This window comes from Burkholderia sp. MS455 (assembly GCF_016899445.1).
Lineage (GTDB): Bacteria > Pseudomonadota > Gammaproteobacteria > Burkholderiales > Burkholderiaceae > Burkholderia > Burkholderia pyrrocinia_C.
Window position 1 is genome coordinate 780,263 of record NZ_CP041779.1, and the last position, 13,286, is coordinate 793,548.

Genomic DNA, 13,286 nt, shown 5'->3' on the forward strand with positions numbered 1-13,286 from the left:
GCGATCTCGGGCGATGCAGGGCTATTCTGATCGTTCGCGCTGAGGGTTTCGATACGCTAGAGTGTCAATTTTTAGCGCGATCGTCTCATGGATGCATTGAGTCAACTGTTGTCGCTGGGCCGCAGCCATGTCGAACTCGACGTGCGCTGCCTGCTCGACGGGCCGTTCGCGATGCCGCACGACCCGTTGCCGCCCGGCGAGGCGGCGTTCCACCTGCTGCTGGCCGGCACGTGCCGGCTGCGTACCGCCGACGGGCGCACGCTGCAGCTCGCCGACGGCGATTTCGTGCTGCTGCCCGCGGGCGGCGCGCACGACCTGCTCGACGCGGGGGCCGGCCGGTCGCGGCCGGTCGCGCCGCTGCGCGAACCGGACGCCGCCGGCGGCGCGGTGGTGCCGGTCAAGTCGAATCTCGATCCGGCCGAACCGGGCAGTGCGAGCGTGGACCTGCTGTGCGGACGTTTCGTCTATGCGCGCGGCGCGGGCGAACTGCTGATGCGCACGCTGCCGCAGGTGCTGCACGTCGGGTTGCGCGAGGCGTCGGGGTTTGCGCCGCTGCAATTGCTGACGAGCGTGCTGCGCACCGAGGCGTCGAATGTGCAGCCGGGCGCCGGCGCGATCGTGAATGCGCTCGGCCAGGCGCTGCTCGCGTATGCGTTGCGCGCGTACGGCCGCGACGCGCGCGTGCCGTCCGGCTGGCTCGCGCTCGCGGCCGATGCGCGGCTCGGCCCGTCGGTCCAGGCCGTGCTGCAGGCGCCGGAGCAGCCGTGGACGGTCGAGTCGCTCGGCGACGCAGCGGCGATGTCGCGCGCGACCTATGCACGGCATTTCCGCGAGAAAGCCGGGATGAGTGTCGGCGCGTTCGTCGCGCAGATCCGGATGATGCACGCGTGCGCGCTGCTGCAGGATACGCAGCGTGGGCAGGCGGAGATCGGCCAGGCGGTCGGTTATCAATCCGAGGCGGCCTTCGGCAAGGCGTTTCGTGCGGTGCTCGGCACGACGCCCGGGCGCTGGCGGCGAGCACAGCGCGGCATGTAAGACTGCAAGCGCGGCCGTCTTGGCGCGCGCCAAAGCTGCTACCATGCGCGAAACGCAGTTCAACGAAAACGATTTCGAACAAGAAGAAAGAGAGGGCAAAGCAATGAACCAGACCACCATCCAGCAGCCGTCGTTCGCATTCGTGGCCGCGTCGTGGGCCGCACTGATCGCAGGTTTCGCGGCATTCCTGATCGGGCTTTGGAACGCCGGCATGCAGCTCAACGAGAAGGGCTACTACTTCACCGTGCTGGTGTTCGGCCTTTATGCGGCGATCTCGCTGCAGAAAAGCGTCCGCGATCGCGCGGAAGGCATCCCCGTCACCGGCATCTACTACGGCATCAGCTGGATCGCGCTGCTGCTGTCGATCGCGCTGCTGGTCGTCGGCCTCTTCAACGCAACGCTGCAGCTGAGCGAGAAGGGCTTCTACGCGATGTCGTTCGTGCTCGCGCTGTTCGGCGCGGTGGCCGTGCAGAAGAACACGCGCGACCTGCAGAGCGCGAAGCCGCGTTATACCGACGCCGAGCCGTCCACCCAGGAGTGACGGTGCACGGAACGGGCGCCCGCCGAGGCTGCCCGTTTCGCGACGACGCCAGCGGCGCCCCGCATTCGCCGGCGCGCCGCAGGTTCCCCGTCCTTCCGTTTCATCCATGCCGTCGCGCATGACGATGGAGATATTCAGGATGCCAGACATCACCGAAGCCGCATCGTGCACGAGCACGGCCTTGGCCGCCCGTGCCGTTGCGGCGAAGGCCGCGCTCGTGCTGGAGACGAACAACCTGCGCGGCGGCGCCGGCCTCGCACAGGCTGTCGACAGCCTGAAGCGCCTCGTGTCGGCGCTGTCGAAGCAGACCGTGCCGCCCGCGGCGCTCGCGCAATGGATCATCACGCACGACGGCCTGCCTGCCGACGCGTGCGCGCAGATCGCCGCGCTCGCCGGCCGCCCGATCGACTTCGTCGAGATCGGCGCGAGCACCGGCTACTACGATGCGAAGAACGACGGTTTCGATCGCGTCGACGCGGCGCGCTGCGACATCGTCGTGTTCGGCGATGCCGATTGCCGGCCAGCCGACGACTGGCTCGAGCACCTGCTTGCACCGTTCGCACGCGATGCGGGCGACGCACCCGTCGCGGTGGCGGGGCGGACCAGTTATGCGCCGAACGTGCTCGGCATCGCGCTGACGTCGATCGATTTCATGTATTTCCCGAGCCCGCTGCGCGACGGCGCGACACGCAACTTCTACGCGAACAACGTCGCGTTCCGGCGCGACGTGTTCGCGCAATTCCGCTACGAGCCGCTCGACGGCGTCTATCGCGCCCATTGCCAGGTGATGGGGCTGCGGATGCAGGCGGCCGGCGTGGCCGTCGAGTTCGCGCCGGCCGCGCATACCGAGCATCGGCTGCCGGACACGCATCGCGAATCGCTGAAGCTGCGCTGGATGCGCGGCGAGGACAGCGTCGGGCTGACGCCGTATCTCGTGAATGCGTACCTGCCGCGCCAGTGGCAGTGGCTCGGCCGCAGCGGCCCGCTCGGCCCGTTCTGCGTGATGGCGATGCGGCTCGGCTACAGCCTGCGCGCGCTCGATCGCCAGCAACTGCCGCGGCTTGGCGCCGTCCGCTATCTCGCAGCCGTCGGCGTCACGATCGCCGCGTCCGCCGTCGATACGCTCGGCGCGCTCGCACGCGGTTTCGGGCTCGCGGGACGGGCATCGGCCCGGCGCGATCTTGACGCGCTGTCCTATCACCGTCATTGAAACGGCGCCGCGCACCGCGGCCCCGCCACTCCGACTCCCTGCATTCATCCCGACGACGACCATGCCTTCATTCGCCGCCCGTGTTGCCTGCCTCGCCCTGTTTGCCGCCAGCGCCGGCGCCCATGCCGTGCCGGACGATCACGCGGGGCGCCGGATCGTCCACTTCGCGTCGCAAAGCGGCTGCCCGTTCGCGAGCGCGGCCGCGACGGACTGCAATCGCGTCGCGCTCGATGCGCCCGACGTTCACGCGAGCATCGATACCGACGCGCACGCGATCGTCTTTTCGAGCGACGCGAATCGCCGCACGAAGGACGTGCTCGGCGACGTGCTGCTGCAGGGCACGGGCGTCGACGGCGACGGCCGGCGCGTGCCGTTGAGCGTGCACGTGCTGCTGCGTCGCGACGGTGCGAAATGGGATCGCGACGTGTACGTCCATGCGCCGGTGCACGGCAAGTTCACCGATGTCCGGATCGATCCGTATCGCGTGCGCGTGAAGGAGGGCGGCGGCGAGCGCGACGTGCTCACGCCGGACGAAACGCTCGCGCTGTTCGCGCATCCGTCGCTGGCATCGCGGCTCGCGCGGCATCTCGTGAAGGTGAGCGCGACCGATCCGAAGCAGCCGTCAGCCGACGACATCACGATCGCGCTCGGCGTCGGCGGCCTGACGAAGCCGGTCGCACGAGCAAGCTTCACGTCGAACGCGCCGCACGATGCGGACGTCGACCGCGCACTCGCATCCGGCACGTGGTCGATCCGTTTCGATGCACTGAGCAATCACATTCCGGTGTGGGTCGCGCAGCGCGAGCTGTTCCTGTTCGGTCTCGACGGCAGCGCGCTGTCGAAGGAGGTGCGCGAGCGCGGCTTCAGGAAGAACGACCGGATCGAATTCGGTGCGCGCGACGGCAACGGTTATCTGCGCGTGAACGGCCGCGAGGAGGCGTTCGCGGGCGCGTCCGCGTCCGCGCATGCGTTCATGCAGGAAAGCTTCGTCGGCCTGATTCTCGGCTGGCGTCGCGATCCGGCTGCCGCTGCGACATCCGCGACGAAATCCGCGTCCGCACGGGGCGTGCCGGCATGACCGCGGCAGGCGAACTGCCCGCATCGCCGCAGGCGACGCACGGCGAGCGCTTCGACTGTCTCGATGCGCCCGTGCCGCGCGGCGCGGCGCGGGTACGTGCGTATCTCGTCGATCGCATCAAGCGGGCGGCGATCCGGCAGCTTCATCGCAGCACGCATGGCGAGCGCTGGATGCTGCGCATGTACCTGATCGGCGAAGAAGCGACCGAGTGCGCGTTGCACGAGGACTGGGCCGGACAGCCGCCGGACTGGCTCGCGCCGCGGATCGAGCAGCATCTCGCGGACGAGCGCCGCCACGCGGCCGCGTTTGCCGATGCGCTGCGCATGCGCGGCGTGGCGCCGTCGACGAAACCACACGAACCCGATTGGCTGAGCCGGCGCAAGATCATGCGATGGCGCCGGCTCGCGCAGCGCTACGCACCGCATTTCGCGCAAGGCGTGCTTGTGCCGGCCTATGCGACGGGCCTGTGCGCGGAACAGATGGCGATGCGCGTGCTGGCGCGCCACTGCGCGACGATCGGCGACGCGCATCCGCTGTATCCGCTGCTCGCGCGCGTGCTCGCCGACGAGACGCGGCACGTCCGGCTCTGTTCGGACACGCTGCGCCGTCTCGTCGCGCCGTCCGAGGCGGCGCATCTCGCCGCGCTGCTGGACGAGATCCGCGCGATCGACGCCGGTTTCGGCGTGACGGGGGCGCTGGCGATGTACGCGGCCGGCTGGATCCAGTCGCTTCGCCCGCGCGCATGATGCCGCGGATCGTCTATCTCGCGACGGCCGACGCGCGCGGCCACCTGATGCGCGCACAACTGCTCGTCCATGCGTTGCGCACGGCCGGCGCGCAGGTCGACGTGCTGACGACGTCCGATGCGGGGCGGGCATTCCTGTCCGCGTTCGGCATCGACGCTCCCGTGCTGTCCCGCCACTACGCGGTTCAGTTCGACGCGCGGCAGAACATGCTGCGCGATGCGACCGATCGCAACGTCGCGCATTACATGTTCAGGCCGACGCGCATGCTGCGCGACATCGCGCGGCTGCGTGCGATCGTTCGCGATGCCGACCTCGTGATCAACGACTCGTTTCATCCGGCGCTGCTGTTCATGGGCGCGATGCCGGGCTGGCGGCGCCGCATCGTTCACGTGTACGGCGGCAGTCTGCGCCGTGCGCTGACGGCGAATTTCGACGCGCGGCTGCCGCGCGCGCTGGCGCGCGCATTTGCGCGGATCGTCGACTGGCAGATCGATTCGGCACTGTGCTGCATCGAACACGACTTTGCATACGAGGCGGCCGACGCTGCGCAGCGATCGCGCGGGCATTGCCGGTTGCCGACGCCGGTGCCGGTCGTCGCCAAACTGCCGGCTTCGGAGCCGGCCGCCGCCGCCGTTTATCTGAATCCGCATTTTCGCGATGTCGCGCTCGCCGATGCGCTGTCGGCCGGCATGCGCGACGCGGGGCTCGCCGCGCACCGCGTGGGTGAGGGTTACGCCGGGCGCGACGGCTGGACCGGTGTCGATACCGACTGGGCGATGCGTGCCGCGCACGCGCCGCTGATCGTGTCCGCACCCGGAATGGCCGCGCTTTCGATTGCGCGCGTATATCGCCGCCCGATCCTGCTCGTGCTGACCGATCAGCCCGAGCAGGCGAGCAATGCCGCGCGCGCGGCACGGCTGCAACTCGTGCATCGCATCGTCACGTGGCGCGGCGATGCGGCCGCGTTTCGGCAGGAGGTCGGGCAGGCCGCAGCGGACCTGATGCGCAATCCGGGTACGCGAGCGGGAACGATCGCCGGCCGCGAGCATGCGCGTGCGCGCGTGGATGCGTGGACGTCGCACCTCCTCGCGCTGCGGCCGCATGCACGGACGGCCGATGCGAATCCCCGATGCGAAGCGCCGGCGCCGCGATGAACACGATGCTGCTGCGTGACGATTGCCGACCCGATATCCGGCAGATGCTGGCCGCGACGTTCGGCATGGCCGTGGGCCTCGCGATCTTCTTTCTGCTGGAGCGCAGCGTCACGCCGCGCTACGTGTTCGCCACGCCGATCGACGCGCGGATTCCGTTCATCGCATGGTCGTGGTTCGTCTATGTCGGCTTCTTTCCGTTCGTGATTGCGCTGGCCGCATATGCGCGGCCGCCTGCGTTCGCCGCGTTCAAGGAGGCCGTGCTGATCGCGTTCGTGCTCGGTGTCGTCTGTTTCCTGCTGTTTCCGGAAGCCGTGCCGCGGCCCGACGTCGCGGAGATCGGCAATACGTTCGTGCGCGACCGTCTCGCGCGCATGTGGCAGCTCGATCTCGCGGCCAACGGTTTTCCGAGCCTGCATGTCGCGGTGACGTGTCTCGCGTGCCGGATGCTGACGGACCGGAGCCGGAGCCGGCTCGCTGCGACAGCGATCGGTCTGCTGATCTGTGCATCGACGCTCACACTCAAGCAGCATAAGGTCGCTGACGTATTAGGCGGTGTCGCGCTCGCGATGGTCGGCACGCTGTGGGTCGAACGGCGTTCGCTGCGCAGGAGGCTCGCGTGACGGATGCCCAGGTTCATCACGCCGAGCCGAACGCCGGGCTTGCGTCGTTTGTGCCCGATCCCGCGCTGTTTCGCGTGAGCGCGCCGCGTGTCGGCGCGGCGCTGGCAGGCGACTGGCTGATGATTGCCGGGGCGTTCGCGATGGCGATCGCGTTCCCGCATCCGCTCGTATACGCATTCGCGGCGATCGTGATCGCGCGCAGCCAGCTTGCGCTCGCGGTCATGATGCACGAAAGCGCGCACGGGTTGCTGGCACGGAACCGGCGCGTCAACGACGTACTGGGTCAGTTGTTCGCAGCCGGTCCGCTGTGGCTATCGCTGCGCACGTATCGTGCGGGCCATCTGAAGCACCATCGCGCGCCGATGCAGTCGGACGATCCCGTCGCGCTGCTGTTCGGCGTGCACGACTATCCGGTGACGCGCGGCCGGCTGATCGGCCGCCTGCTCGCGTATGCATGCGGGATCGGCTACGTGACGAGCGTCGTGAAGCTCGCGCGCGGGGAGTTTGCGCACGCGTTGCCGAAGGTCGGGAAATCGCGTGCGTATGCGGCATGGGAAGTCGCGTCGATGCTGGCCGGCAACGGCTTGCTGTTCGGCGCGCTCGTGCTGGCCGGACATCCGCTGCTGTACATCGGGTTGTGGATCGTGCCGTCCGTCACGCTGTTGCCGCTCGCCGGGCAGGTGCGCGCGATCTTCGAGCACGCGGGGCTGCCGGCTTGCGAGGACCAGAGCCGCAACGCGCGCACGATCGTCCGGCGTTCGTGGCAGACGTTCCTGTTCGGTCCGCACGCGATCCATTTCCATATCGAACATCACCTGTACACGCGGATGCCGTTCCATAACCTGCCGGTCGTGCATCGACAACTCGCGCAGCGGCAGTTGTTGCGTGAAGGCAATCTGTACGCGGGATACGGTGCGGTGCTGCGCGACGTGAGCGTGCGCTGACTTGCGAGCGGGGATTATGCGGTTGTATGCGCCGGGGCGACGGTGGGCGAGGATGCCGGATGCTTGCGTACACAATCGGATACGAAGTAGAGAATTCGAGCCCGACACGGCAAGAGGCAGACGCAAAAAAGCCTCCGCGCGGGAGGCTTTAATTGCAACTATCGAAAAGATAGATGGTAGGGTGGGAGGGACTCGAACCCTCGACTCTCTGATTAAAAGTCAGATACTCTAACCAACTGAGTTACCACCCCACGTCCTCAAAAACTGCTCGAGAACGAGAAAACGGCTTCAGGCTGTAGCTGATGCGGCTTGCTTGCGACCCAAAGAGCAAAAGATTATAGCGACGGATTTTCGGTGAGTCAACAATCCGCCACGATAATTATTTGATCGTTTCGAGCTTGCCCTGCGCCGTCTGCGCCGCGTTCGACCCGGCGTACTGCGACACCACCTGCTCGAACGTCTTCTTCGCGGCCGCCTTCTGGCCTTGTTCGAGCTGGTTCGTACCGATCGCCACGAGAGCGTCGGCCGCTCGCGGGTGTTGCGGGTACTTGCTGACGATCCCTTGCCACGTCGCCGTCGAACCGCGGTAGTCGCGCAGCGCGTATTGCGCGTTGCCGAGCCAGTACTGCGCGGTCGGCTGGTGGGGGCTCTGCGGATACTTCGCGATGAAGCTGCGGAACGATGCCGCCGCCGCCTTGAAGTTGCCGTTGCGGAACTGCTGCTGCGCCGCGTTGAGCGCATCCGTTTCACCCGGCTGCACGGTGCCTTCGACACCGTCGATCGTCGCCTGCTGCGGCTCGAACTTCTTGAGCCGCGCGTCGAGATCCTGGTAGTACTCCTTCTGCTGCCGCTCGAGCGTCGTCAGCCGGTTCGTCAGGTCCTCGTTCTCGCCGCGCAGCGTCGCGACCTGCTGGTTCAGCTGGTCGAGACGGCCGGATTGATCGAGGATCGTACGCTGGGCGGCGGACAACTGGCTCGCCAGGTTGTCGGTCTTGCTGCGCAGCTCGAGCACGGCGCGGCGTGCTTCGTTGTCGTCGAACACGCCGGCGTGCGCCGGCGCGGCCGACCACGCCGCGCCGGCGACGCAGAATGCTGCGGCAACGCGCAGCCAGGATACACGATGCGTCATACGGCGATTCTTCCGTTACTTACTGTTGGTAGACGAGGTCGGCGCGACGGTTCTGCGCCCACGACGCTTCGTCGTGACCCGTTGCCTGCGGCTTTTCCTTGCCGAGGCTCACGGCTTCCATCTGCGAATCGTTCACGCCGAGCAGCGCCATCGCGCGGCGGACGGCTTCCGCACGCTTCTGGCCCAGCGCGAGGTTGTACTCGCTCGTGCCGCGTTCGTCGGTGTTGCCCTGGATCAGCACGTGGCGCTGCGGATGGCTCTTCAGGTACTGAGCGTGCTGCTGCATCAGCGGCTGGTACTCGTCCTTCACCGAATAGCTGTCGAAGTCGAAGTAGATGCTGCGCTTCGCGAGCGGGCTGTTCGGGTCGTTCAGCGGATCGACGTTCACTTGCGCGACGTTGTCGGCGCTCGGTTGCGTGCTGACTGCACCCGCGTTTGCCTTGTCGTCGAGCTTCACGCCCGATTTGCACGCTGCGAGCGCGCTGATCATCATCACGGCCAGAGCCAGACGAGCTTTATTCGACATCATGGTTACTCTCCTTGTGGTCATTGCATGAAGGGCCCCCAGGACGGCTCACGAACGGAGCCGCCCTGGACGGACAGGATCTGTGGCGGCGCGCTGCCGTCGGAGGGCACTGCAGCCAGAACGTTGCGACCACCCGACTGGGTAGCGTACAGAAGGTACTGGCCGTTTGCCGCGAAGCTCGGCGATTCGTCGTGATTCGTATTCGTGATGGCGTTCGCCGCTCCGGATTGCAGATCCTGAACGTACAGCTTGAAGCCCCCACCGGTGCGGGAGATGTAGGCGAGCAGCTTGCCGTCCGGGCTCACACGCGGGCTCGTGTTGTAGCTGCCGGTAAAGGTCACGCGCTGCGCGGCACCGGCGCTTTCGCCCTGTGCCGGCATCCGGTAGATCTGCGGCGCGCCGCCGCGATCGCTCGTGAAGTAGATCCAGCGGCCGTCCGGCGAGTAGTACGGCTCGGTGTCGATCGAGCTGCTCTGCGTGAGACGGCGCAGGCCGCCGCCGTTCGCATTGACCGTATAGATTTGCGTATTGCCCGTCAGCGACAGCGCGACGGCGAGCGTGTTGCTGTCCGGCGACCATGCCGGTGCGCTGTTGTTGCCCTTCTGGTCCGAGACCATGTAGCGGCGGCCGGTCGGCAGGTCATGGATGTAGACGATCGGCTTCTTGCGCTCGAACGACACGTACGCGACCTTCGTGCCGCTCGGCGACCAGGCCGGCGAGATGATCGGCTCGGTGCTCGACAGTGCGATGCGCGCGTTCTGGCCGTCCGAATCCGAGATCTGCAGCTGGTAGCGATTACCGGTCTTGATCACGTACGACAGGCGCGTGGCGAACACGCCGCGCACGCCGAGCAGCTTCTGGTAGATGTAGTCGGCAATCTTGTGGCCGGCCGTGCGCAGCGTGGTGTCGGTGGCCGTCAGCGACAGGCCGCCGAGGCTTTGCTGCTTCACGGTGTCGTACAGGATGAAGTTGACCTTGTACTGGCCGTTCGCGTCGCGGTTCACGCTGCCGGCGACGAACGCATTCGCGCCCTTGGCCTTCCATGCGCCGAGATCGACCGAGGCGGTCTCGGGCACGGGCGTGCTGCCCGCGTCGATGTTGGTGAATTTGCCGCTGCGGGCGAGGTCGGCGCGGACGATCGACGTGACCTGCTGCGGCAGGCCTGCCTCATTCGCGAAATTCGCTGTGGCAATGGGGAACTGGGTCGAACCGACACCGGTGATCAGCACGTTGACCTGGGCGTTAGCGGCGCTGCCCGCCGCAATCAGACACGAGGCCACGAGTGCCCTGAAACCTAGTTTTGTCATCAAACTCATGCTTCTTGCTTCCCGTATGACTTGGATCGCTGCGCAACCGCAGAGAGACAGTAAAAATACCCGATTCGTTCCCGTCCGACAGCGACGCCCGGAGTGTAAGCGTATTTCCTTTCACTCCGCCGCCTTGAAGGTAATCGTAATGTCCGACGGGGTACGACCGTTAGAATCGGGCGGCAACGGGACCGATGCCTGGATCGCATTGACCACGGCTTGATCCCACCCCGAATTCCCGCTGGAGCGGGAGACCGATGCGCTCAATACGTCACCGGACGGCGTGCACCGAATCTTGACGACGGTGGTCAGGCCTGCTCGCTCGCCGCCCCAAACGATGTTCGGCTTGACGCGGCGGCGCACCTTGTCGGCATAGCCGGGCGATGCGGCATTGCCGCCGGAGCCCGTGCCCGTGCCGCTCTTCGCGAGGCCTTCGCCGCCGCCTTCGCCGGCACCGGACAGGCCCTGCATCTGCGCAAGACGCGCGCTGCGTTCGCGGTCGAGCTTCGCCTTCGCCGCCGCATCGGCCTTTGCGCGCGCCGTGGCTTCGGCCTTCGCCTTGGCCTGGGCTTCCGCCTTCGCCTTCGCGGCCGCGTCGGACTTCGCCTTCGCCGCTTGCTGCGCTTCGAGCTGCGCCTGCTTTTGCTGCTGGAGTTTCTGCTGTTCGAGCTTCTGCTGCTCGGCGAGCTGCTGTTGCTTGAGCTTGTCGGCCTGCTTCTGCCTGTCGCGTTCCGCGGCCTTCTGCGCGGCGAGCGCGGCAGCCTGCTGCGCCGCAAGTTGCGCGCGCCGGGCGTCCTCTTCCTGCTGGGCCTTCAGTTGCTGCGCGCGGCGCTGCTGCTCGAGCAGCGCTTCGCGCGCGGCTGCTTCCTGCTGCCGCTTCTTCTGCTGCAGCGCGATGTCGGCCTGTTCGTCACGCACCGGGGGAGGGGGCGGCGCGACCTTCGCGGGCGGCGTCACGACAGGCCGCGGCGCGGCGACGTCGGGCACTTCGGTCCACAGCTCGGCTTCGGCGCCGGCCGGCGTGCTGTTCTGCCACTGCACGCCGTGATAGAGAAACAGCGCGAGCAGCACGTGCATCAGCGCGGCGAGCGCGAATGCACGCCAGGTGCCGCGCTCGCGAGGCGGCCGAGGCGGATAGCCGGTGCTGCGCAGGGATTGCTGCCGGTTCATTGCGATTTGACGAGGAGGCCGACGCGCTTGACGCCGCGCGCCTTCAGATCCGACATCACGGTCATGACCGCATCGTACTGCACGGTCTTGTCGGCCGCGATCACGACCGGCTGGTCGGGATGATCGGCTTGACGGGCCGAGATGAAGCTGTCGAGCTCGGCCTTCGTCATCGTGTCTTCCTGGGTCGCGCCCGAGTCGCCCTTGTACTTGACGCTCATCGTGCGGTCGGCCTTGATGTTGACGACGACGGGCGGCGTCTGCTCCTGCGGCGCGGCATTGCCGACGGTCGGCAGGTTGATGATCGACGGGGCGACGAGCGGTGCGGTGACCATGAAGATCACGAGCAGCACCAGCATCACGTCGATGTACGGCACGACGTTGATGTCGGCCATTGCGCGGCGCGAGCGGCCGCCGCGCATGCTGGATCGGATGGGACTTCCTGCCATGGCGAGCTCCTTACTGGGCCTGACGCTGCAGGATGTTCGAGAACTCTTCGATGAAGGTCTCGAAGCGGATCGCGAGGCGGTCGATGTCGTGCGCGTAGCGGTTGTACGCGACCACCGCCGGAATCGCGGCGAACAGGCCGATCGCGGTCGCGACGAGCGCCTCGGCGATGCCCGGCGCGACGTTCGCGAGCGTGGCCTGCTGCACGTTCGCGAGGCCGCGGAAGGAGTTCATGATCCCCCAGACCGTGCCGAACAGGCCGATGTACGGGCTGACCGAACCGACCGATGCGAGGAACGCGAGGTTCGCTTCGAGCACGTCCATTTCACGCTGGAACGACGCGCGCATTGCGCGGCGTGCACCGTCGAGCACGAGGCCCGGATCGCTGAGGCGCTTTTCCTTCGCCTTCAGGAATTCGCGCATACCCGATTCGAAGATCCGCTCGAGCGCGCCGATCGTGTGGCGGTTGTTGGCCGCACTCTGGTACAGCGCCTGCAGGTCGCCGCCCGACCAGAAATCCCTCTCGAAGCGTTCGGTCTGCGCGCGTGCGCGGCGGATCGCAAACCACTTGCGGAAGATGAAGGTCCACGACATCAGCGACAGCAGCAGCAGCAGCCCCATCACGGCCTGGGCCAGCACGCTCGCGTTGAGGACGAGGGAAATGATCGACAGGTCTTGAGAAGTGTTCATAGAGGTTTGAGTAACGTCCCTTCGGGGCGCCCGGTATGCGTGCGGCGCGGCGCGCCGGCCAAGCCTGGCGCCGAACCTTGCTTAGTATCGAATCAGGAAGGCAAGTTCATAGGCTTTGTCTAAACGGCGCTCATGCGAGCTTCGTTGACAATACAGTCTGCCCGGCGTCGATGACGGGCCCGCGTTGCAGCGCGTCGAGCACGGCCGGCGGGATGGCCGCGGGCCGGATACCGTTACGGTCGACGCAGCCGAGGCGGATATGTCCGGCCACGAGCAGCGTGTCGCCACACCAGGCTTCCTGCGTGAATTCCACCGATGCGCGGCCGATGCGTCCGGGCCGGCTCGTGATCGCCAGCGTGTCGTCGAGTCGCGCCGGTGCGCGGTAGTCGAGCGACGTGCTGCGGACGATGAAGATCGCGCCGGTATCGTCGGCGAGCCGACGCTGGTCGATGCCGCATGCGCGAAGCCACTCGGTGCGGGCGCGCTCGAAGAACTTCAGGTAGTTGGCATAGAAGACGATGCCGCCTGCATCGGTATCCTCGTAGTACACGCGCACCGGCCAGGTAAAGCCGGAACGCCCTTCCGGGGAGCGGGTAGGCTGAGTCATGGCGCGCATTCTACCGGAACGCAGGAACCGGATTCGTAACCGTTTCGTAACGGAATGTAGTACGACGCGGCACACCGCGGGCCGG

The 13,286-nt window shown here is 67.0% G+C and carries 15 protein-coding genes and 1 tRNA gene; 8 read left to right on the forward strand and 8 right to left on the reverse strand.

Annotated features, from left to right (window positions below; all coding sequences use genetic code 11):
• Positions 1 to 87 precede the first annotated feature (87 nt).
• The 8 genes from FPJ27_RS22725 (at position 88) to FPJ27_RS22760 (ending at position 7,328) form a co-directional block, all read left to right on the forward strand.
• Entirely contained in the window at positions 88 to 1,035 is a 948-nt protein-coding gene (locus tag FPJ27_RS22725; protein ID WP_072436250.1) for an AraC family transcriptional regulator, read from the forward strand.
• A gap of 103 nt (positions 1,036 to 1,138) precedes the next feature.
• Complete coding sequence (gene yiaA, locus FPJ27_RS22730; protein WP_204425867.1) at positions 1,139 to 1,576, forward strand: inner membrane protein YiaA; 438 nt, start codon at positions 1,139 to 1,141, stop codon at positions 1,574 to 1,576.
• A gap of 139 nt (positions 1,577 to 1,715) precedes the next feature.
• Positions 1,716 to 2,786 carry a glycosyltransferase family 2 protein gene (locus tag FPJ27_RS22735; protein ID WP_204425868.1) on the forward strand — a complete coding sequence of 357 codons (1,071 nt, stop codon included), beginning with the start codon at positions 1,716 to 1,718 and terminating at the stop codon, positions 2,784 to 2,786.
• Positions 2,787 to 2,847: 61 nt separating this feature from the next.
• Positions 2,848 to 3,864 (forward strand): hypothetical protein, encoded by a 1,017-nt coding sequence (locus FPJ27_RS22740; protein WP_204425869.1) that lies wholly within the window; start codon positions 2,848 to 2,850, stop codon positions 3,862 to 3,864.
• Positions 3,861 to 4,610: a hypothetical protein gene (locus tag FPJ27_RS22745; RefSeq protein ID WP_204425870.1), complete on the forward strand. Its 750-nt coding sequence runs from the start codon at positions 3,861 to 3,863 to the stop codon at positions 4,608 to 4,610. The genes FPJ27_RS22740 and FPJ27_RS22745 overlap by 4 nt, the downstream gene beginning before the upstream one ends.
• Entirely contained in the window at positions 4,607 to 5,764 is a 1,158-nt protein-coding gene (locus FPJ27_RS22750; protein WP_204425871.1) for a hypothetical protein, read from the forward strand. The genes FPJ27_RS22745 and FPJ27_RS22750 overlap by 4 nt, the downstream gene beginning before the upstream one ends.
• The gene (locus FPJ27_RS22755) at positions 5,761 to 6,384 is read left to right on the forward strand and encodes a phosphatase PAP2 family protein (RefSeq protein ID WP_204425872.1); all 624 of its coding nucleotides are present in this window, start codon (positions 5,761 to 5,763) and stop codon (positions 6,382 to 6,384) included. The genes FPJ27_RS22750 and FPJ27_RS22755 overlap by 4 nt, the downstream gene beginning before the upstream one ends.
• Positions 6,381 to 7,328 (forward strand): fatty acid desaturase family protein, encoded by a 948-nt coding sequence (locus tag FPJ27_RS22760; protein ID WP_204425873.1) that lies wholly within the window; start codon positions 6,381 to 6,383, stop codon positions 7,326 to 7,328. Before FPJ27_RS22755 ends, FPJ27_RS22760 begins: the two co-directional genes overlap by 4 nt.
• A gap of 174 nt (positions 7,329 to 7,502) precedes the next feature.
• On the opposite strand, the gene FPJ27_RS22765 is transcribed toward FPJ27_RS22760, so the two are convergent.
• The 8 genes from FPJ27_RS22765 to ybgC all read right to left on the reverse strand — a co-directional run bounded on the left by FPJ27_RS22765 (position 7,503) and on the right by ybgC (position 13,210).
• Positions 7,503 to 7,579: transfer RNA gene (locus FPJ27_RS22765), tRNA-Lys, on the reverse strand.
• A gap of 128 nt (positions 7,580 to 7,707) precedes the next feature.
• Positions 7,708 to 8,457 (reverse strand): tol-pal system protein YbgF, encoded by a 750-nt coding sequence (gene ybgF / locus FPJ27_RS22770; protein WP_204425874.1) that lies wholly within the window; start codon positions 8,455 to 8,457, stop codon positions 7,708 to 7,710.
• A 19-nt stretch (positions 8,458 to 8,476) separates the two neighbouring features.
• The gene (gene pal / locus FPJ27_RS22775) at positions 8,477 to 8,986 is read right to left on the reverse strand and encodes a peptidoglycan-associated lipoprotein Pal (RefSeq protein WP_034182820.1); all 510 of its coding nucleotides are present in this window, start codon (positions 8,984 to 8,986) and stop codon (positions 8,477 to 8,479) included.
• A gap of 17 nt (positions 8,987 to 9,003) precedes the next feature.
• Positions 9,004 to 10,299, reverse strand: coding sequence for a Tol-Pal system beta propeller repeat protein TolB (gene tolB, locus FPJ27_RS22780; protein WP_034182821.1), 1,296 nt, complete (start codon positions 10,297 to 10,299; stop codon positions 9,004 to 9,006).
• Between the two features lie 111 nt (positions 10,300 to 10,410).
• Positions 10,411 to 11,460, reverse strand: a complete 1,050-nt coding sequence (tolA, locus tag FPJ27_RS22785) for a cell envelope integrity protein TolA (protein ID WP_034182822.1) — start codon at positions 11,458 to 11,460, stop codon at positions 10,411 to 10,413.
• Complete coding sequence (gene tolR / locus FPJ27_RS22790) at positions 11,457 to 11,906, reverse strand: protein TolR (protein ID WP_006484943.1); 450 nt, start codon at positions 11,904 to 11,906, stop codon at positions 11,457 to 11,459. Before tolR ends, tolA begins: the two co-directional genes overlap by 4 nt.
• Before the next feature lie 10 nt (positions 11,907 to 11,916).
• Positions 11,917 to 12,594 (reverse strand): protein TolQ, encoded by a 678-nt coding sequence (gene tolQ, locus FPJ27_RS22795; protein ID WP_034182824.1) that lies wholly within the window; start codon positions 12,592 to 12,594, stop codon positions 11,917 to 11,919.
• A 130-nt stretch (positions 12,595 to 12,724) separates the two neighbouring features.
• Complete coding sequence (gene ybgC, locus FPJ27_RS22800; protein ID WP_072436240.1) at positions 12,725 to 13,210, reverse strand: tol-pal system-associated acyl-CoA thioesterase; 486 nt, start codon at positions 13,208 to 13,210, stop codon at positions 12,725 to 12,727.
• Between the last annotated feature and the right edge of the window lie 76 nt (positions 13,211 to 13,286).

Coding starts and splice junctions, on each gene's coding strand:
- FPJ27_RS22725 (WP_072436250.1), top strand. CDS start 88: ATGGATGCATTGAGTCAACTGTTGTCGCTGGGCCGCAGCCATGTCGAA.
- yiaA (WP_204425867.1), top strand. CDS start 1,139: ATGAACCAGACCACCATCCAGCAGCCGTCGTTCGCATTCGTGGCCGCG.
- FPJ27_RS22735 (WP_204425868.1), top strand. CDS start 1,716: ATGCCAGACATCACCGAAGCCGCATCGTGCACGAGCACGGCCTTGGCC.
- FPJ27_RS22740 (WP_204425869.1), top strand. CDS start 2,848: ATGCCTTCATTCGCCGCCCGTGTTGCCTGCCTCGCCCTGTTTGCCGCC.
- FPJ27_RS22745 (WP_204425870.1), top strand. CDS start 3,861: ATGACCGCGGCAGGCGAACTGCCCGCATCGCCGCAGGCGACGCACGGC.
- FPJ27_RS22750 (WP_204425871.1), top strand. CDS start 4,607: ATGATGCCGCGGATCGTCTATCTCGCGACGGCCGACGCGCGCGGCCAC.
- FPJ27_RS22755 (WP_204425872.1), top strand. CDS start 5,761: ATGAACACGATGCTGCTGCGTGACGATTGCCGACCCGATATCCGGCAG.
- ybgF (WP_204425874.1), bottom strand. CDS start 8,457: ATGACGCATCGTGTATCCTGGCTGCGCGTTGCCGCAGCATTCTGCGTC.
- pal (WP_034182820.1), bottom strand. CDS start 8,986: ATGATGTCGAATAAAGCTCGTCTGGCTCTGGCCGTGATGATGATCAGC.
- tolB (WP_034182821.1), bottom strand. CDS start 10,299: ATGAGTTTGATGACAAAACTAGGTTTCAGGGCACTCGTGGCCTCGTGT.
- tolA (WP_034182822.1), bottom strand. CDS start 11,460: ATGAACCGGCAGCAATCCCTGCGCAGCACCGGCTATCCGCCTCGGCCG.
- tolR (WP_006484943.1), bottom strand. CDS start 11,906: ATGGCAGGAAGTCCCATCCGATCCAGCATGCGCGGCGGCCGCTCGCGC.
- tolQ (WP_034182824.1), bottom strand. CDS start 12,594: ATGAACACTTCTCAAGACCTGTCGATCATTTCCCTCGTCCTCAACGCG.
- ybgC (WP_072436240.1), bottom strand. CDS start 13,210: ATGCGCGCCATGACTCAGCCTACCCGCTCCCCGGAAGGGCGTTCCGGC.